18 protein-coding genes are annotated in these 16,857 nt (G+C 67.6%); 8 read left to right on the forward strand and 10 right to left on the reverse strand.

The window, feature by feature from the left end; all coding sequences use genetic code 11:
- Window positions 1-83: 83 nt before the first annotated feature.
- The gene (locus AC5QAH_RS00410) at window positions 84-1,259 is read right to left on the reverse strand and encodes a thiolase family protein (RefSeq protein ID WP_191863842.1); all 1,176 of its coding nucleotides are present in this window, start codon (window positions 1,257-1,259) and stop codon (window positions 84-86) included.
- A 183-nt stretch (window positions 1,260-1,442) separates the two neighbouring features.
- Between AC5QAH_RS00410 and AC5QAH_RS00415 the strand changes: the two genes are divergently transcribed.
- Complete coding sequence (locus AC5QAH_RS00415) at window positions 1,443-4,298, forward strand: S8 family serine peptidase (protein WP_049454992.1); 2,856 nt, start codon at window positions 1,443-1,445, stop codon at window positions 4,296-4,298.
- Between the two features lie 44 nt (window positions 4,299-4,342).
- Here the strand turns inward: AC5QAH_RS00415 and AC5QAH_RS00420 are convergent, their stop codons facing one another.
- Entirely contained in the window at window positions 4,343-5,440 is a 1,098-nt protein-coding gene (locus AC5QAH_RS00420; RefSeq protein ID WP_010482852.1) for a Glu/Leu/Phe/Val dehydrogenase dimerization domain-containing protein, read from the reverse strand.
- A 278-nt stretch (window positions 5,441-5,718) separates the two neighbouring features.
- Here AC5QAH_RS00420 and AC5QAH_RS00425 point away from each other — a divergent pair, with 278 nt between their 5' ends.
- The gene (locus AC5QAH_RS00425; protein WP_049409049.1) at window positions 5,719-6,795 is read left to right on the forward strand and encodes an HDOD domain-containing protein; all 1,077 of its coding nucleotides are present in this window, start codon (window positions 5,719-5,721) and stop codon (window positions 6,793-6,795) included.
- A gap of 3 nt (window positions 6,796-6,798) precedes the next feature.
- Here AC5QAH_RS00425 and AC5QAH_RS00430 read toward each other — a convergent pair whose 3' ends face one another.
- From AC5QAH_RS00430 to AC5QAH_RS00440, 3 genes are all read right to left on the reverse strand, one after another.
- A complete protein-coding gene (locus AC5QAH_RS00430) occupies window positions 6,799-8,391 on the reverse strand; it encodes a phospholipase D-like domain-containing protein (protein ID WP_049455003.1) in 1,593 nt (530 codons plus the stop codon).
- A 69-nt stretch (window positions 8,392-8,460) separates the two neighbouring features.
- Complete coding sequence (locus AC5QAH_RS00435; RefSeq protein ID WP_049454990.1) at window positions 8,461-9,159, reverse strand: RNA pseudouridine synthase; 699 nt, start codon at window positions 9,157-9,159, stop codon at window positions 8,461-8,463.
- 47 nt (window positions 9,160-9,206) lie between these two features.
- Window positions 9,207-9,707, reverse strand: a complete 501-nt coding sequence (locus tag AC5QAH_RS00440) for a YgjP-like metallopeptidase domain-containing protein (protein WP_049454988.1) — start codon at window positions 9,705-9,707, stop codon at window positions 9,207-9,209.
- A gap of 62 nt (window positions 9,708-9,769) precedes the next feature.
- Between AC5QAH_RS00440 and AC5QAH_RS00445 the strand changes: the two genes are divergently transcribed.
- Window positions 9,770-10,327, forward strand: coding sequence for a DUF2058 domain-containing protein (locus tag AC5QAH_RS00445; RefSeq protein ID WP_019338831.1), 558 nt, complete (start codon window positions 9,770-9,772; stop codon window positions 10,325-10,327).
- 170 nt (window positions 10,328-10,497) lie between these two features.
- Window positions 10,498-10,764, forward strand: a complete 267-nt coding sequence (locus tag AC5QAH_RS00450; protein WP_019662141.1) for a DksA/TraR family C4-type zinc finger protein — start codon at window positions 10,498-10,500, stop codon at window positions 10,762-10,764.
- A 512-nt stretch (window positions 10,765-11,276) separates the two neighbouring features.
- On the opposite strand, the gene AC5QAH_RS00455 is transcribed toward AC5QAH_RS00450, so the two are convergent.
- Together AC5QAH_RS00455 and AC5QAH_RS00460 are read right to left on the reverse strand one after the other, a co-directional pair.
- Entirely contained in the window at window positions 11,277-11,870 is a 594-nt protein-coding gene (locus AC5QAH_RS00455; protein ID WP_010482867.1) for a mechanosensitive ion channel family protein, read from the reverse strand.
- Between the two features lie 34 nt (window positions 11,871-11,904).
- On the reverse strand, window positions 11,905-12,084 hold the full coding sequence (locus AC5QAH_RS00460) for a hypothetical protein (protein WP_049411841.1): 180 nt from the start codon (window positions 12,082-12,084) through the stop codon (window positions 11,905-11,907).
- Between the two features lie 126 nt (window positions 12,085-12,210).
- On the opposite strand from AC5QAH_RS00460, the gene AC5QAH_RS00465 reads away from it, so the two are divergent.
- Genes AC5QAH_RS00465 through AC5QAH_RS00475 form a run of 3 tightly spaced genes read left to right on the forward strand, consistent with a single transcriptional unit; the run spans window position 12,211 to window position 14,211 of the window.
- Window positions 12,211-12,789 (forward strand): RNA polymerase sigma factor, encoded by a 579-nt coding sequence (locus tag AC5QAH_RS00465; protein ID WP_262102134.1) that lies wholly within the window; start codon window positions 12,211-12,213, stop codon window positions 12,787-12,789.
- A complete protein-coding gene (locus AC5QAH_RS00470) occupies window positions 12,786-13,319 on the forward strand; it encodes a hypothetical protein (protein ID WP_049452682.1) in 534 nt (177 codons plus the stop codon). The genes AC5QAH_RS00465 and AC5QAH_RS00470 overlap by 4 nt, the downstream gene beginning before the upstream one ends.
- 10 nt (window positions 13,320-13,329) lie before the next feature.
- Entirely contained in the window at window positions 13,330-14,211 is an 882-nt protein-coding gene (locus tag AC5QAH_RS00475; protein ID WP_005414223.1) for a DUF4097 family beta strand repeat-containing protein, read from the forward strand.
- Window positions 14,212-14,260: 49 nt separating this feature from the next.
- On the opposite strand, the gene AC5QAH_RS00480 is transcribed toward AC5QAH_RS00475, so the two are convergent.
- From AC5QAH_RS00480 to AC5QAH_RS00490, 3 genes are all read right to left on the reverse strand, one after another.
- Window positions 14,261-14,443 carry a hypothetical protein gene (locus AC5QAH_RS00480; RefSeq protein WP_005410566.1) on the reverse strand — a complete coding sequence of 61 codons (183 nt, stop codon included), beginning with the start codon at window positions 14,441-14,443 and terminating at the stop codon, window positions 14,261-14,263.
- A gap of 11 nt (window positions 14,444-14,454) precedes the next feature.
- Window positions 14,455-14,748, reverse strand: a complete 294-nt coding sequence (locus tag AC5QAH_RS00485) for a YkgJ family cysteine cluster protein (RefSeq protein WP_053462562.1) — start codon at window positions 14,746-14,748, stop codon at window positions 14,455-14,457.
- Between the two features lie 229 nt (window positions 14,749-14,977).
- The gene (locus AC5QAH_RS00490; protein WP_049452684.1) at window positions 14,978-16,339 is read right to left on the reverse strand and encodes an Hsp70 family protein; all 1,362 of its coding nucleotides are present in this window, start codon (window positions 16,337-16,339) and stop codon (window positions 14,978-14,980) included.
- Window positions 16,340-16,521: 182 nt separating this feature from the next.
- Between AC5QAH_RS00490 and AC5QAH_RS00495 the strand changes: the two genes are divergently transcribed.
- On the forward strand, window positions 16,522-16,857 hold the full coding sequence (locus AC5QAH_RS00495; protein WP_010482882.1) for a zinc ribbon domain-containing protein YjdM: 336 nt from the start codon (window positions 16,522-16,524) through the stop codon (window positions 16,855-16,857).

A 16,857-nucleotide genomic window follows, 5' to 3' on the forward strand; every position in this document is an offset into this window, starting at 1 on the left:
GCGCGCCGACAACATGATGACAAGCCAAGATTGGGTGTCAAGCGATCCCGCATTCATTTTTGCGAAATCATCGTTAAATCCATTTAAATCAATTCGATGGCGATAGCCGTTGCTTCGCCACCGCCGATGCACAGGGTGGCAATGCCGCGCTTGCCACCGTGCGTGCGCAGGGCGTTGACCAAGGTCACCACCAGGCGTGCACCGGAGGCGCCGATCGGATGGCCCAGTGCGCAGGCACCGCCATTCACGTTGAGCTTGTCATGCGGGATGCCCAGTTCGCGCATCGGCGCCATCGCCACCACGGCAAAGGCTTCGTTGATTTCAAACAGATCGACCTGGTCCAGCGACCAGCCGGTCTTGTCCAGCAGCTTGTGCAGCGCGCCGATCGGGGCGGTGGTGAACCACTCCGGTTCCTGCGAGTGGGTGGCGTGGCCGACGATGCGGGCCAGCGGGGTGATGCCACGTGCGGCTGCGTCTTCCTCGGTCAGCAGGACCACAGCGGCGGCGCCGTCGGAGATGCTGGAGGAACTGGCGGCGGTGACGCTGCCGTCCTTCTTGAAGGCCGGACGCAGGGTCGGGATCTTGGCGATGTCCGAGCGGCCGGGCTGCTCGTCGGTGGTGACCTCGACCTCGCCCTTGCGGGTGGCGACCTTCACCGCGACGATTTCATCGGCGAACGCACCGTTGGCCTGGGCCGCCTGCGCGCGCTTGACCGATTCGATGGCGTAGGCGTCCTGCTCTTCGCGGCTGAACTGGTACTTGTCCACGGCGCATTCGGCGAATTCACCCATCGCCTTGCCGTCGTATGCGTTGACCAGGCCATCGTGGGCCATGTGATCGACCGCCTGGAAGTTGCCGAAGCGGTTGCCGGTGCGCGAGTTGGGCAGCATGTGCGGCGCGTTGGACATCGACTCCATGCCGCCGGCGACCACGATGCTGGCCGAACCGGCCTTGATCAGGTCATGGCCGAGCATGATGGTCTTCATGCCCGAGCCGCAGACCTTGTTCAGCGTGGTGGCACCGGTTGACAGCGGGATGCCGGCAGCGATCGCCGCCTGGCGGGCCGGCGCCTGGCCCAGATTGGCCGGCAGCACGCAGCCCATGAGGACTTCGGAAACGTCGCTGGCCGGGATGCCCGACTGTTCCAGGGCGGCGGCGATGGCGGCCGCGCCAAGGGTCGGGGTCGGCACGCCGTTGAACTGGCCGAGGAAGGAGCCGATGGCGGTGCGCTTGGCGGCGGCGATGACGATGTTGGACATGGCAATCTCGTTGATGCGTAAGCAATGTTCGGAAAGGAGACCGTGGGCCGTTGGAAGCGCCCCGGTTTCCCGGCAGACTGCGTGGGGGTCGGCCCAAGTATAGAGGGTCGGGGAGGGCCGCCGTTGGACGGCGCCGCATGCCTGCCGGCACAAGGGCGGGCCAACGTTCATGGGAAGGAATCGATGAAACGCACGACGACGGTGAGATCTGCCCTGGCAACCGCGCTGGCACTGGCGCTGACGGCCTGTGGTGGAGGTGGCGGGGGCGGCAACGTGCGCATCGATACACCGCCACCACCGCCGCCACCGACTACCCCGCCACCGACTACCCCGCCACCGACGACGCCGCCTCCGGTCAAGCCACAGGAGCCGGCTTTCGACGCGCATCTGTCAGTCACCAATGCGCGCGCCGCACAAGCTGCCGGCCTGACCGGTCAGAACGTGCGCATCGGCATCGTCGATTCCGGCGTGCAGCGCAATGCGGTGGCATTGAATGGCCGGGTGCTGGCCAACCTCAACTACATCGATCCGGCCAGAAACAATCTGGGTGTCGATGATGTGGTCGGCCACGGCACCGCCGTGGCCAGCCTCGCCGCCGGCGCGGCAACAGGCTCCTGGCCGGGCGGCATCGCGCCAAAGGCGCAGATCGTGTCGGCACGGATCATTGCCGACAAACCGCCGACCGACGACGGCAGCGGACGCGGCAATGCATTCAGCGGACCGCTGGGTGTGGCCCAGGTCCACCAGGACCTGATCAGCTACAACGTGAAGGTGATGAACAACTCGTGGGGCGGCCTGTACTGGACCGACCTGCCGACCACCGCGCAGGTGGCCGCCGAATATCGTCCCTTCGTGATCAACCACGGCGGGCTGGTGGTGTTTGCCGCGGGCAATGATGGCCGCAGCGAACCGAGCAGCCTGGCCGCGCTGCCCAGCCAGCAGGGCGTGGCCGGCACGCTGCCGGCCGCCGATCTGGAGCGCGGCTGGCTGGTGGCCACCGCCGTGGATCCGTATGCGCCCGGTACGCTGGCCAGCTATGCCAATGCCTGTGGCCAGGCAGCCCGCTACTGCCTTGCGGCGCCAGGCAGCGCGGTCTATCCCGATGCCAATGGTGGCAGCTACTACTGGAACTACGGCACGTCATTTGCGGCGCCCTTGATTTCCGGCGCGGCGGCGCTGGTCTGGGAGCGCTTCCCGTACTTCAGCAACGATCTGGTGCGGCAGACCCTGCTGGGCACCGCCAAGGACATCGGCGCGCCGGGCGTGGATCCGGTGTTCGGCTACGGCCTGCTCGACATCGGTCGTGCGATCAACGGTCCGGGCCGTTTCGACTGGGGGGATGTGGTCGCCAACGTGGATCTTGCTTCGACCGGCTCGGCGTGGCGCAACGATATCGTCGGCAGCGGCGGCCTGGTCAAGCAGGGCGGGGGCACCCTGGTGCTGGCCGGCAACAACAGTTACACCGGCGCCACCCGCATCGAACGCGGCATCCTGTCGCTGCAGAACGGTGGTGTGGTCCGTTCCAATGTGACCATTCTCGGCCAGTCCGATCCGGATTCGACCGGCCTGCAGTTCAATGGCGGCACGCCCCGCGTGATCGGCAATGTGGTCAACGGCAGCAGCGTGTTCCTCACCACCGGCAACACCACCGGCACGATCGAGGGCAACTACACCCAGCAGGCCGGTGCACAGCTGATGATCGCACTGGGCGCCAATGCGCTGCAGGTCACCGGCAATGCCGCGATCGACGGTGGCGTGCGCGTGCATGGCTTCGTTTCCGGCTACGTGCCACAGAACGGCAGCCGGCAGGACCTGATCCACGCGGCAGGCGGACTCAGTGGCACCTTCAGTACGCCGGCTACCTCCAGTGGCCTGCAGGGGCTGTCGTTGCTGCAGAGCAGTTACGGCTACGACAGCAACAACGCCTGGTTGAACCTGACCCAGGTCAGCGTCACCGCAGCGGCCAGCGGCTTGGGGGCGTCCGCCCAGGCGGCAGCACAGCGCCTGGAAGGTGCATTCGCAGCACTCGACAAAAACGCAGGGCTGCAGGGATCGGCCTTTGGTGCAGCGGCCGGCGCCCTGCAGTGGACCGGCGGTGGCCCGCAGGGCCTGGCCGCCAGCCTGCAGAGCCTGTCCGGTCAAGCGCACGCCCGTGCCGAAGCGGCGACCTTCGACAGCATCGACATGTCGCGGCGTGCGATCGCCGAGCGCTTCGATCGTGTACAGGCCGCACCGCGCCTGCGCGGGAGCTGGCAGAGCGCGCTGGGTGAGGCGGGGCAGGGCAGCTTCGCCGGCAACGCCGCCGACAGCCGGGGCTGGATGGCCGGCCAGGATCTGCCACTGGGCAGTAACGGCCTGATGGGCGTGGCGTTTGGCGAGACCCGAAGTAATGGTGGCAGCAGTTTCGGCGGCGATCGTGGGCGTGATCGCCAGGCGCAGGCGCAGCTGTACGCGGGCTGGAATCTGGGGCGTGGCTACGCGCTGGCCCAGGTCGGCAGCGGCCAGTTCACCCGCGCGCTGGATCGTCAGCTGCTGCTCGGTGCGGGCGCCTATGGTGTCTCTGCGCGGTATGGCGGCCGTTTCAGCAGTGCCAGCGTGGAGGGCGGGTACCGGCTGGGGCGTGCAGGCGCATCGTTGACGCCCTACGTCGGCGCCAGCACCACGCGCGTGGATACCGACGCCTTCAATGAGCTCGGCGGCTTCGGTTTCGGCCTGCGGGGCGATGCCAATCGCGTGCAGCGCAGCCAGATGCTGGCCGGTATCCGCGGCGAGCGTGGCTGGGGGCGTTGGACGCTGCGTGGGCATGCCGAATGGCAGCAACGGATTGATGGCGCGGATGCGGACTGGCAGGCCAGTTTCGTCGGCGTCGATGCCTGGGCACCGCTGGCGGGCTGGAACGCGCCGCGCGGCAGTGCGCTGATCGGCGTGGCGCTGGAATCGTGGTGGGGCCGCAATGGCCGCCTGAGCCTGGGCTTCGACCAGCGCGTCGGTGGCGAAGGTGCGCGGCAGGCAGCCTTGCGCTACAGCACCGGCTTCTGAAGGACAGGTCGCGCCGGGTCATGCCCGGCGCGACGTCGGCTGGCTCAGCCGCCGCGCAGGTTGCCCAGGCGCGGGGTGCTGCGGCCCAGCGGCATCTTCAGCTTGCCGATCGACAGGATGCGGCTCTCGGCGATGCGGTCGGCGGCACGCTGCGGCGCGATGTTCTCGCGCTGCGACAGTTCGAAGATGCGGGTGAGGTTGTGGTAGATGCTGCGGATCAGGCGCATCGCGCGTTCGCGGTTGTAACCGTCGATCTCCAGCGACACGTTCATCACGCCGCCGGCATTGACCGCATAGTCCGGTGCATACAGGATGCCGCGCGCATGCAGCTCGTCGCCGATCTCCAGGCTCGACAGTTGGTTGTTGGCGGTGCCGCAGATGATCTTCGCCTTGATCCGCGGCAGGGTGTCGGCGTTGATCGCGCCTTCCAGCGCGCACGGTGCGAACACGTCGGCGTTCACTTCATGGATCTCATCCGGCTTGACTGCTTCGGCACCGAAATCGCTGACCGCGCGATCAACCAGCGCGCTGTCCAGGTCGGTGACGTAGAGCTTGGCGCCGCGGTCGCGCAGCAGCTTCACCAGTTCCATGCCGATGTGGCCCAGGCCCTGCACAGCGATGCTGGTCTTGCCCACTTCCTCATGGCCGAACTTGAAGCGCATCGACGCCATCAGTGCCTGCAGCGCACCGTAGGCGGTGAACGGAGCGGGATCGCCGGAGCCACCATGGACCTGGTGCACGCCGGTCACGAACTGGCTTTCCAGGTAGATGTTCTCCATGTCGTTGACGTCGGTGCCGACGTCCTCGGCAGTGATGTAGCGCCCGCCCAGGGAATCGACATAACGGCCGAAGGCACGGAACAGCACCTCGGTCTTGTCCACTTTGGGGTCGCCGATGATCACCGCCTTGCCGCCACCTACGTTGAGGCCGGCCAGTGCATTCTTGTAGGTCATCGTCCGGCTCAGCCGTAGCGCATCGGCCAGCGCCTCGTCGGTGCTGGCGTAGGGGCGCATGCGCACGCCGCCCAAGGCCGGGCCGAGGGTGGTGTTGTGGATGGCGATGATCGCCTTCAGGCCGGCGTCGTGGTTGTGGCAGAACACCACCTGTTCGTGGCCGGTGGTGGCGAGGGTTTCGAATAGCATGGCGTCTCCGATGGCGCGATCAGCGGCGAACTGCAGCGAACGGCCAGTGAACGGTAGGGTCCCAAAACAAAAAAAGCGACGTCGTCGGTGCAGGGGGACGGGTCGCGCGGCGCCATTCTAGTCCATTCCCCCGGCCGGTGCCGTCGACATCGGCGGCCTTCCGGTTAAAGAAGATGAAAGTGCGGCCGATGCTGCGACGACGGCGGGTGGCCGGATTCGCGTGAAGAGGCAGGGCGGTCAGTGACGGCAAGGGCACCACAACGACAGGGCGGGCGGCGATGACGCCGGCCTGGTGGCGATCGCTGCGCGGCTGGCTGGCGCGCTCGACCGGGGCCGCGCCGTCCCGGTTGGCGGCGGTGTCGCGACAGGCGGTGGCGGCGGCTGCGGCCAGCCTGCAGGGTGAGGCGCTGCCTTCGGCCGAGATCGCTGCACATCTGCAGCGCGGCCTGCATGCGCTGGCCCTGTACCCGCGCCTGGCCGGTGAATCCACGCCGGTGCAGGCCGCGGGACTGGGCGAGGCGGTGGCGCGCGCGCTGCAGGACCGGGACTGGGCGGCCCGTCAGTTGCCGCGCCGCCCGCAGCTGCTGCCGCAGCTGATCCAGACGGTCAACGACGATGCGGCATCGGCGCGGGTGATGGCGGCGATCATCGGCCAGGACCCGGTGCTGACCGGCAACCTGCTGCGCATCGCCAACAGCCCGGCCTACAAGGTGCACGAGCGCCCAGTGGAAAGCCTGCAGCGGGCGGTGACACTGGTCGGAACCGAAGGCGTGCGACAGATCATCAGCGCGGTGCTGGTACAGCCGGTGATGCAGGTGCAGTGCGAGGTGTTTCCGCAGTTCAGCACGATCATCTGGGAGCACGCGCTGCTGGCTTCGCGCGCAGCCGCTGACCACGCGCGCACGGTCACCTTCGGCGATGCCTTCGCCGCCCAGTGGCTGGGCCTGGTACAGGGGCTGGGGGCCGCACTGGTGATGCGCCAGCTGCTGCAGGAAGCGCAGGCACGCGATGAGACGGTGGAGCCGGCGCTGGCGCTGCAGCTGCTCCAGCAGTGGTCGCTGCCGTTGGCGCAACGCGTGGCTGCGGCCTGGGAGCTGCCCGAGCCGGTGCACCAGGCACTGGCGCCCGAGGCGGATGGCCCGCTGGCTGACAGCCTGCGCCTGGCCAGTGCGGCCGCAGCGGCCAGCCTGCTGTGCCGGCATGGACATGCCAGCCAGAGCCGCATGCTGGCCCTGCTCGAACAGTTGCCTTCGGCGCCGCCGCATGCCCTGCGCTGGATCTGGCGGCGCCTGCACGGGCGCAGCGTGGAAACACGCGATGACGCTGGACAGGAAGAGGCGGGTCCGGCGCCCTGAGCGTTACAGCTGCGATTCCACCGGCAGCCAGCTGATCACCCGCGACAACCAGCGCTTGCGCGCCGTTGCCCCTGGCTCGGCCTCCACCCAGTGTGGTGGTGGTTCACGCTCCAGCCAGCGCAACCGGTGACGGTCGTCCAGCGCCAGCCACCAGCTGTGCCTGGGATCGGCCAGGCGCAGGTACTCGTCCCGCAGCTGTGCGCCCAGTACCGGATCGTCGAACAGCACGCCCATTTCAGTGTTCAGATAGGCCGAGCGCGGGTCGAGGTTGAACGAACCGACGAAACCGCGGCGGTCGTCGACCAGGAACGCCTTGGTATGCAGGCTCGCGCCGCTGCTGCCGAACACGCCGGCATCGCTGGACTGCCCCTGCGCTTTCAGTTCGTACACGTGGACGCCAGCTTCGAGCAATGGCACGCGGTAGCCCATGTAGCCACCGTGCACGGCGGCAACGTCATTGGCGGCCAGTGAGTTGGTGACCACACCGACCTGCACGCCCCGCCCGGCCATGGCCGAAAAGCCATCCAGGCCTTCGTTGCCGGGTACGAAGTAGGGCGAGATCAACAGGACCTTGTGCCGGGCGGCCTGCAGCTCACTGATCAGGGTCGACACCAGCCAGGCAGCGCGATCGTCCTTGCGGTGCTTCATCGGCGGGTCCGACACGATGCGCACTGCACCGCTCCAATGTAGTGGTTCAGGGCTTGGGCGCTGCCGTTTGCGCGATTCGGCCACGCGCGCAAGGTAGGGCCGGGCCACGTCGCGCTGCGCTTCGTGATCCGATTCGCGGACCAGCAGGCGTAGCTGTGCATCGGTATGGAAGGCAAGCGCCGATACCGGTATGGCCGCTTCACTGTTCCAGTAGTCGTCGAAGATGCGGTTGGCCTGCTCCACGGCGGGGCCGGTAACCAGCAGATCCAGGTCCTGGAAATTCACATCGGTGCGTGCGCTGAAGTACTCCTCGCCGATGTTGCGGCCACCGACGATCGCGACTCGGCCGTCGGCAATCCAACTCTTGTTGTGCATGCGGTGGTTCACGCTGAAAGCGCGCTGCACCAGTTCCAGCGTGCGCGCGATGCCGCTGCGGTTTCGGAACGGGTTGTAGAGGCGGATTTCAATGTTCGGGTGCCGGTCCAGCGCCATCATCAGCGCGTCCTTGTCCTGGGCGTTCATGTCGTCAAGCAGGATGCGCACGCGCACACCGCGCTCGGCGGCGTCGTACAGCGCCTTGGCCATCAGGTGGCCGATCAGGTCGTCGTGCCAGATGTAGTACTGCAGGTCCAGGCTGCGGCCCGCGTGCGTGGTGATCATCGCGCGTGCGGCGAAGGCATCCATGCCATCACTGAGGAACGCCACGCCGGACTGTCCGGGGTGTGCGTCCTGCAGCGGCACGATTTCCTGGTCGATGCGGGTCTGCGCCGGCTGCAGTGGCAGCACATGCGAGGGTGCGCCCTGCGCCCGTGGCGTGAGATGGTCGGCCAGCAGCAGCCCGGACAGGACCAGCAGCAACAGCGCGGCGAGGATGATTGCAGCGACGCGCAGCAGGCGTCGCCACAGGGGCTTGGGCAGGCTCATGCGCCGATGGTAGATCCACGCCACGCGTGGATCAAAGGCAGACGGTGCATCGCAGAAGATCCACGCCATGCGTGGATGACAGGGACTTCCCTGTCAGAACCGCTCGTCGCTGCCCAGGTAACGCCACTGCCCCGCAGGCAGCGGTCCCAGTGCCACGCGGCCAATACGCAGTCGACGCACGGCCGTCACCTGCAGGCCGGCCGCGGTGACCGCCACGCGCAGGCCCTTGGCCGTCAGGCCCTTGCCCGCGAAGCGCAGGCGCTGCTCGCTCTGCCAGCTGACCTTGGCGCCGCCCGATTCGTGCTGCAGCCGCGCCATCAGCCACGGGCCGCGCTCGGGCCCGCCTTCGGCCACTTCAATCAGGTATTCCTGTTCGGTGCGGCCCAGATTGCGCTGCAGATGGGCCAGCGTGGCCGGATCCTGGCTGACCACCACCAGGCCGCTGTCGCTGGCCGGAAGCGAGGCGGCCAGCTGCAGTCCGTGGAAGTGGCGCTGCAGCGGACGGATGTCGCTGGCGTCGAGTTCGCTGCGGCTGTCACTGCTGACCAGCGCGCACAGGGTTTCGGCGGCAACGCCAGCCGGTTTGTGCAGCAGCATGCTGACCCGCTCGGCCTTTTCATCGCTGGCCTGCTCGGCCACGACGATCACCGCGCTGTCATCGACCGGACGCTGTGGCTGTTCCACCACGTCGCCGTTGACCGTGACCCAGCCGCCTTCGATGTAGCGTCGCGCCTCGCCGCGTGGGATGCCGAGCAGAGCGGACAGGCGTTTGTCGAGACGGATCGGTTCCATGGCGGAAAGGTCAGGCAGGGGGCGCGCAGTGTAGCTGCTGCGGCCGGTCAGCGCTGGCCGCGGTTGGCCAGCTCGGTCAGGTACAGGCGGGTATCGAACTCCAGCTGCAGGTAATCCGGCTCCATGTGCTGGCACAGCTGGTAGAAGGCCTTGTTGTGGTCGGCTTCCCTCAGGTGGGCCAGCTCATGCACCACGATCATGCGCAGGAACGCGGCCGGTGCCTGGCGGAACACGGTGGCGATGCGGATCTCACGGCTGGCCTTGAGGCGGCCGCCATGCACGCGGGAGATGGCGGTATGGGTGCCCAGCGCGTGCTTGATCACTTCCAGCGTGTTGTCGTAGCAGACCTTGTTGAGCGGCACCGACTTGCGCAGGTAGCGGTCCTTCAGGTCCTGGGTGTAGTCGTACAGCTGGCGGTCGCTGCGCACTTCGTGCGGGTCGGGGTAGCGCTGCTGCAGCCAGGGGCCGAGTTTGCCCTGTGCCAGCAGGTCGCTGACCTGGGCGACCAGGGGTTCGGGATAGCCGGTGAGGTACTTCAGGACTGCCATGCAGGGGCGGCGGGGCGTCGGTAGAATGGAGCATCCAAGATTACACGCGGTACGCATCGACCATGGCAAAGCCCAACGCGCTGCAGGAACAATTGCTCAAGGCCGGCCTGGCCAAGAAGTCGCAGGCCAGCGCCGCCGCGAGCGCGCAGGCCAAGGCCCGGCAGGGCAAGGCCGAATCGACCTCGGCCGACGTCCAGCGCGAGGCTGAACGGGCCCGCGCCGAGAAGGTCGAGCGCGACCGCGCACTGGCCGCCGAGCGCAATGCCCAGGCCCGTCAGGCTGAACAGAAGGCGCAGGCGAAGCAGATCATCACGGCCCATGCCGTGCCCCACAAGGGCGACGACGAGTACCGCTTCAGCGATGGCGCGGCGATCCGCACTCTGCTGATCGACCCCAAGCTGCGCAAGGCGCTGTCGGTCGGCGTGCTGGTCATTGTCGCCAATGGCGAGGGCTACGCCCTGCTGCCACGTGCTGCTGCCGAGAAGGTGCGTGAGCGCGCCCCGGAGGCGATCATTGTCGACCATGGCCAGCCGGGCTCGACCGCCGAGATCTCCACCGGCAACGCCGAGGACGACGCCTACTACGCGCAGTTCCAGGTGCCGGACGACCTGGTCTGGTAAACAAGAAGGGGACGGAGGGAATTAAGTCGCAATCGGCTTGATCGAACCCATCCGCGCTCTGTTCGTCTTCCTGAAGAGCAGCCGAGCGTGGCTCGGCTCTACATTAAGGCGTGCCTTTTTGCCGGGGTGTATCGTCCCCATATCAGGCGACACACCTGTGGAGGATGGCCATGGCTACCGGTTGGGCGGGAGACGGCGCGGTCCAGGACCAGATCGACGCCACCGTCGACGATGCGATCGCCCGCGCGCGGCGCCAGCTGCGCGAGGGCCCGGGTCTGGAGCACTGTGAGGAATGCGACGCGCCGATCCCGTTGGCGCGGCGCCAGGCCGTGCCCGGTGTCCGGCTGTGCGTGGCGTGCCAGCAGGCGCGTGACGACGAAGAACAGGCGCATGCCGGCTACAACCGGCGTGGCAGCAAGGACAGCCAGTTGAGGTAAAGGTTGTTCGGCAGGGCTGCGCCCTGCACCCGCCGAAGCCTTCAAGCCAAGGCAGCAGCAACAGCAAAAGCTGGCATTCCGTGGGGTGGCGGGGCGGTGTCGGAGTGCGGGGACGCCGCAAGTACGTCCTTGTAGGCTTGGCAGCCGCATCCATGCGGCTGACACCCCGCACTCCGACACCGCCCCACCTCCGACAGATTTCCGCGATCGGGTACATCCCGCCGTGCGTGGATAAATTTCCATCGAAATCGAAAATTTCGATATCGGAATGATTTGAGCCGAGCATGGCTCGGCTCTACAGAAGAACGGACAGCTCGCGGAAATCTGTCGAAGGCGGGGTGGGTCCGGTTGAGGGGGCGTGAGCCGCATGGATGCGGCGACCGAGCTTACATGGACGTACTTGCAGCGTCCCCCTCAACCGGACCCACCCCGCCATCCCACGGATAGCATGCTTTTGCCGTTGCCGTTGCTCCGAGCAGGTGCAGGGCGCAGCCCTGCCGAAAACCCCACCCTCAGCCGTCGCCCTGGATGCCACCGGGGGCCTGTGCCGGGTCGCGCCAGCGGCGGACCGTGCGCTGGAAGAACAGGTTGTTCGGCAGCTGCAGCACCGTGCCTTCGTGGCCGTCGCCGGTCTCCTGCAGCGTGGTGTAGATCAGGTTCACGTCGATCACCCGGCCCTTCAGGCCCGGCTTCTCGCCGTTCTCCAGCACCTCGATGTAGTCGTGCAGGCGGAACGGGCGGGTGGTGAAGATCAACAGCGTGCAGAAGATGTTGGACAGCACGCTCCACGCCGCGAAGAAGGCCACCGCGCCCACGGCGGCGAAGCCGGTAAACGCGGTCCACAGCACCGACGGCTTCGCGCCGAGCAGGCTGAGGATGTAAAGCAGGGCACTGAAATAGACCACGAAACTGGTGATCCGGCGTGCACCCATCACCATTTCGGGCGGCAGCGTGTAGTGCTCGGCGAAGCGGCGGATCAGGCGACGGGCGAGCACGCGCAGGAGCCACGCAACCAGCAGCACCAGTACGATCTGCACGGCGACGCCGGCGTAGTTCAGCCACGGGTGGGTCCAGGCGGGCAGGTGATCCTTCAGCGACAACATCATGGGGCGACTACGGAGGGGGAAACGGCCCCCGATGTTACCCGGCGCGTGCGGGGGATTCGACCGCCGGGGTCCAGGCCAGGCACACCAGCTCCTGGCGGTGCTGCTGCAGGCAGGCGCGGCCGTTGTCGGGGCGCAGCTGCAGTGACAGGCCCAGCGCCTGCAGCAGGACGCAGGTGGTGATCACCAACAGGGCGGCGCAGGATGGGCTGGACATGGCAGGACTCCTGGACGGCAATTTTGCGAAGGACCTTCCATGGATGCAGCAGCCATCAAAAAGGTTGCATGGCATTGATCGTGGATGAGCTCTAAACCTTTTTCCGGGTTGCCGCATCCAAGCGATATGCTCGACACCACCATGCCCGCGCTGCCTGCCGCCAACGACGCCGTCGACGAACCCGCCCTGGTGCGGGCGGCCGCCGCCGGCGACACCGCGGCCTATGAACTGCTGTATCGGCGCCACGCGCCCCGGGTATTCGCTGTGCTGTGGCGGCTGTGTGGCGGCCAGCAGGCACGCGCCGAGGACGCGCTGCAGGAAGCGTTCCTGCAGGCATGGAAGGCGCTGCCGGGCTTCCGTTTCGAGAGCAGCCTGTCGACCTGGCTGCACCGGCTGGGCGTCAACGCCGCGCTGATGGAACTGCGCGGGCGTGCTGCCGGGCAGGACCATGACAGCCTCGACGAAGTGGACGGAGGGTTGCAGGAACTGGCGGTACACGACCGCTGTGCCGGCACCGAACGCGACCTCGAACGGGCGCTGTCGACACTGCCGCCACGGGCACGTGCGGTACTGGTACTGCACGACATCGAAGGCTGGAAACACCAGGAAATCGCCGAACAGCTGCAGATGGCCGTCGGCAGTTCCAAGGCACATTTGCATCGTGCGCGCGGCCTGTTGCGCGCACGGCTGGGAGACATGACATGAATACACACGACCACGATTCCGACCACGATCTACTGGCACGGCTGCGCGCGCTGCCAGGCGAGCGCGACGTACCCACCGATGGCTGGGCACGCCTTTCGGCCCAGCTGCCGCCGCGTGAGGCGCAGGCGGCGCCTGCGCCGGGCGACAACGTGGTGGTCCTGCCGAACCGTTCGCGTCGGCGTTGGTGGTTGCCGGTGGGTGCGGTGTTGGCGGCCAGCCTGGCGGTCTACGCCGTGGCGCCGTGGCGCCATGCGCAGCCAGAGGTGCCGGTACCTTCAGCACTGCAGCTGCAGGCGGCGGCGATGACCGAGCAGTACCAGCAGGCCGTTGCTTCGCTGCCCGATGGACGGGCGCCGGAATGGCAGCCGGCCCTGCACGAACTGGATGAAAGCGCGGCGCAGATCCGTGCCGCCCTGGCGCAGGACCCGCGTGCGCCGCACCTGCTTGGCCAGCTCAAGCGCACCTATGCGCTGCGGCTGGAACTGACCCGGCAGGCGGCCTATGCCGCCGAGTCCGGCTTGACGACCTGAGGAGACCCCCATGACCCGAACCCTGATTTCCTGCTGTGTCGCGCTGCTGCTGGCCCCTGCCGTAGCACTGGCCGACACCCGCATCGACGAGCGCCACACCCTGGCCGCGGGCGGTCGCATCGAGCTGAGCAACGTGGCCGGCAAGGTGACCGTGCGCGGCTGGGACCGCAATGACGTGCAGCTCACCGGCACGCTCAGCGACGGCCTGCAGTTGCGCCAGGAGAAAAGCGCCAACCGGGTGCGCTGGGAGATCGAATATCCGCGCCGCAGCAACAATGGTGGCGCGACGCTGGTGCTGAACGTGCCGCGCTCGGTGGAGCTGCTGCTGAGCACGGTCAGCGCCAGCCAGGACATCAGTGGCATCGATGTGCGACGGCTGCAGGCCGACACGGTCAGCGGCAGCCTGAGCGCAGCTGGCCGCAGTGGCGACAGCAAGCTCAACACGGTCAGTGGCAGCGTCAGTGCACGCCTGCAGACGCCGAAGCTGGACGTGAATACGGTCAGTGGCCGGATCGAGGCCGGCGGCGGGGTATCCGGTGATATCGGTGCGCAGACGGTGTCCGGCCGGGTCGAGGTGGACGCCGGGCGCGTGCAGCGGCTGGCGGTGGAGACCGTCTCGGGCAGCATCGATCTGGCAGCAGCCGGATTGGCACCCGGTGGCCGCATCAATGTCGAATCGGTCAGTGCCTCGGTCACGCTGAGCCTGCCGCGCACGGTGTCGGCACAGCTGTCGGTGAACAGCTTCAGCGGGTCGATCAACAGCGATGCCGGGCAGGTGGAGCGGCCGCGCTATGGGCCGGGCAGCCACCTCGATACGCGGCTGGGCGGCGGCGACGGTGACATCCGCATCCAGTCGCATTCGGGCAGTGTGCGGGTACGCCTTGACCGCTGAGCGCGATCCGGCAGGCCGCGGCGGCAGCGCCGCCGCGGTCAGTGTTGGGTCAGCTGGCCTTCTTCAGTGCCCAGGTGGTGCCGAGGACTTCGATCTTGCCACCGGCCTTGCGGAACGCTGCCAGGTCCGAAGCGATCGAATCGCTGCTGACCACGGTGCTGGCGGCCGCGCCCTTGCGTTCGCTGCGGATGCTGTTGCTGGCCTTCGCGGGGGTCTTTGCCTTGCGGGGCATGGTTGCTCCTGTCAGGTGGAAGGGGAGGAAAGCGCCCAGGCGTCGGCCTGGCGCAGGTAGTCCTGCCGCTCGCGGCGGCAGTCATCGCCGCCCATCGAAAACTGGCGGCAGATCGCCGGGCGCTGCGAATAGATCGTGCAGCGCAGGTGATAGGGATCGATCGCCGCGCACCAGCCTTCCTCGTTGCGCGCCATCACGGCACGGCCGTGGGTGTCGCGTGACAGGAACTGGCCAGGCACGTGGTCGCCGGGCTGCAGCAGCACGGGCAGCCGGCAACAGACCGCGTCACAACGGCGGCAGTCGATGGGTGCAGGTGCTGCGTCAGGTTGTAAGGCCACAGGGGCCTGGCGGGTGCCCAAAGCGGGTCTCGATGGCGGCTCAGGTGCTGCGCGGACCATGAACGAGCCAGGAAGGCATGGCCGCTAGGCCCGCAGGGCGGGCCAGGCTGCACCGTGGACACACACCGGCGTGGCCGGTGGAAGGTGCAGCGGAGTTCTAGCCGACCAAGAGTAACTTAGACCGCGTAACGTTTTGTTAATCCTGGCTGGCTGCCGCCAAGGCCAGGCCCTGGACCACGCCCAGCGAGGGCTCGCCGTGGACCATGCGGGCGCCCGGGAAGGCCTCGGCCACGGCCTGGCGCAGGTAACCGGCGCGGGACATGCCGCCGGTGAGGAACACCGCATCCGGGTCGCCCCCGATGTCGCTGCGGACCTGGGCCAGCAGTTCCCGGATCTGCTCCAGGTAGCCATGGGCGGCGGCGGCCAGGCCATCGGCGCTGCTGTCGGCATGCAGGTCGCGGGCAATGTAGTCCAGCGTGCTGCGGTGCTCGCTGGCGGCACTGAGGGCGATCTTGGCGCGTTCGACGTCGCGGTACAGCCGCGCGGTGTTGCCGGTGTCCTGCAGCGCCTGCAGGCGGTCGCCCCAGGGCGCGTCGACATGGTCGTACTTGTGCAGGCGGAAGTCGCGCTGGCGGGTCATGTCCTGCACGGTGGCCGCTTCCACGTAGTGGTGGGCCGGCACGCGGGTGATGCCGCGGCCGAACAGCGGCATGTAGCTGGACAGGCTCAGCGCCAGGTCGATGTCGGTACCGCCGCGGGCGATACCCCAGGCGCGGTGGATGCGCGGGGCGTCGTCGCCGCCGACTTCGGCATGGGCGATGTCGGTGGTGCCGCCGCCGATATCGACGATCACCGCCTGGTGCCGCTCGCGGCTTTCGGCGTGGTAATGCATGGCCGCCGCGGCCGGTTCCTCGAGGAAATCGATCTGGTCGAAGCCGGCCTGGGTGGCGGCCTCGCGCAGGATGTCCAGCGCCTGGTCGTTGCCGGCCGCACCGATCGAACTGCGGAACTGCACCGGACGGCCAAGCAGGGCCGAGCGCAACGGTTGGCCGAGCTGGGCGCTGGCGGTCAGGCGGATGTGTTCGAGAATGTGCGCGGCGATACCGGTGATGGTCTGCTTCGCACGCGGGTGCAGGTTGTAGCCCAGCATCGACTTCGGGCTCTGCACCAGGTTGCCTTCGTGTTCCTCGAAATAGGCTTCCAGCGCGTCATCGCCGTAGACCGCGTTCTGCAGCAGGTCGCTGGCGCTGCGTTCCTTGCCGGCGCGGGCTTCCATCCATTCCCGGCGCAGCGCGCGCAGGGCTTCGCGGCGCAGTGCCTGTGGCGTGCGTTCCTGGCCGGCGGCACGGGCTGCGCGCGCGGCGCTGTCGATCATCTGCTGCAGCTGGTGTTCCTGGCCGTCATCGAGCTGGAAGTCGTCCGGATCGGGCACCACGCCGGGGAAATACACGCTGGTGCGGAACTGCTCGGCATCGCCGAAGCGGATCGGCAGCAGTTTTCCCTCATGCACGATGGCGGCGGCGGAGTTGCTGGTACCGAAGTCGATGCCGAGGCGCATGGGGAGTTCCGGGGGCGATCAGGGGCCGCGCACTCTGCTGCAGTTCGCCGCCGACTGCAAGTTCCAGCGGGCGTGCTGTTCTGGTCCGGGTCCAGTGGGCAGCCCGGAGCCCGCCCGGAAAAGGGCCGGGGAAGCCGGCCGGTTACAATGGCGGCTGTTGATTCACTTTGAGGTATTTGCTGATGTCTTCTGCCCCCGCCTGCCCGCAGTGCACCCTGGAAAACACCTACGCCGATGGTGCGCTGTGGATCTGCGCCGACTGCGGTTTCGAATGGACCGCCGAGGAAAGCGCCGGTTCCACCCTGGTCGTGCGTGACAGCAACGGCAATACCCTGCAGGCCGGCGACACCGTCACCGTGATCAAGGACCTGAAGGTGAAGGGGTCTTCGATCCCGCTCAAGCAGGGCACCGTGATCCGCAACATCCGCTTGGTCGAGGATGATGCCGAGCACATCGAAGGCAACTCGGACAAGATCAAGGGCCTGGTCCTGAAGACCTGCTTCCTCAAGAAGGCCTGA

The sequence above is a fragment of the Stenotrophomonas sp. YJH_SMC_43 genome (genome assembly GCF_059372535.1).

What these genes read in the sequence shown, in the direction of transcription:
- AC5QAH_RS00410 (WP_191863842.1), bottom strand. Translation starts at nt 1,259, where the DNA reads ATGTCCAACATCGTCATCGCCGCCGCCAAGCGCACCGCCATCGGCTCC.
- AC5QAH_RS00415 (WP_049454992.1), top strand. Translation starts at nt 1,443, where the DNA reads ATGAAACGCACGACGACGGTGAGATCTGCCCTGGCAACCGCGCTGGCA.
- AC5QAH_RS00420 (WP_010482852.1), bottom strand. Translation starts at nt 5,440, where the DNA reads ATGCTATTCGAAACCCTCGCCACCACCGGCCACGAACAGGTGGTGTTC.
- AC5QAH_RS00425 (WP_049409049.1), top strand. Translation starts at nt 5,719, where the DNA reads ATGACGCCGGCCTGGTGGCGATCGCTGCGCGGCTGGCTGGCGCGCTCG.
- AC5QAH_RS00435 (WP_049454990.1), bottom strand. Translation starts at nt 9,159, where the DNA reads ATGGAACCGATCCGTCTCGACAAACGCCTGTCCGCTCTGCTCGGCATC.
- AC5QAH_RS00440 (WP_049454988.1), bottom strand. Translation starts at nt 9,707, where the DNA reads ATGGCAGTCCTGAAGTACCTCACCGGCTATCCCGAACCCCTGGTCGCC.
- AC5QAH_RS00445 (WP_019338831.1), top strand. Translation starts at nt 9,770, where the DNA reads ATGGCAAAGCCCAACGCGCTGCAGGAACAATTGCTCAAGGCCGGCCTG.
- AC5QAH_RS00450 (WP_019662141.1), top strand. Translation starts at nt 10,498, where the DNA reads ATGGCTACCGGTTGGGCGGGAGACGGCGCGGTCCAGGACCAGATCGAC.
- AC5QAH_RS00455 (WP_010482867.1), bottom strand. Translation starts at nt 11,870, where the DNA reads ATGATGTTGTCGCTGAAGGATCACCTGCCCGCCTGGACCCACCCGTGG.
- AC5QAH_RS00460 (WP_049411841.1), bottom strand. Translation starts at nt 12,084, where the DNA reads ATGTCCAGCCCATCCTGCGCCGCCCTGTTGGTGATCACCACCTGCGTC.
- AC5QAH_RS00465 (WP_262102134.1), top strand. Translation starts at nt 12,211, where the DNA reads ATGCTCGACACCACCATGCCCGCGCTGCCTGCCGCCAACGACGCCGTC.
- AC5QAH_RS00470 (WP_049452682.1), top strand. Translation starts at nt 12,786, where the DNA reads ATGAATACACACGACCACGATTCCGACCACGATCTACTGGCACGGCTG.
- AC5QAH_RS00475 (WP_005414223.1), top strand. Translation starts at nt 13,330, where the DNA reads ATGACCCGAACCCTGATTTCCTGCTGTGTCGCGCTGCTGCTGGCCCCT.
- AC5QAH_RS00480 (WP_005410566.1), bottom strand. Translation starts at nt 14,443, where the DNA reads ATGCCCCGCAAGGCAAAGACCCCCGCGAAGGCCAGCAACAGCATCCGC.
- AC5QAH_RS00490 (WP_049452684.1), bottom strand. Translation starts at nt 16,339, where the DNA reads ATGCGCCTCGGCATCGACTTCGGTACCAGCAACTCCGCCGCCGCCATC.
- AC5QAH_RS00495 (WP_010482882.1), top strand. Translation starts at nt 16,522, where the DNA reads ATGTCTTCTGCCCCCGCCTGCCCGCAGTGCACCCTGGAAAACACCTAC.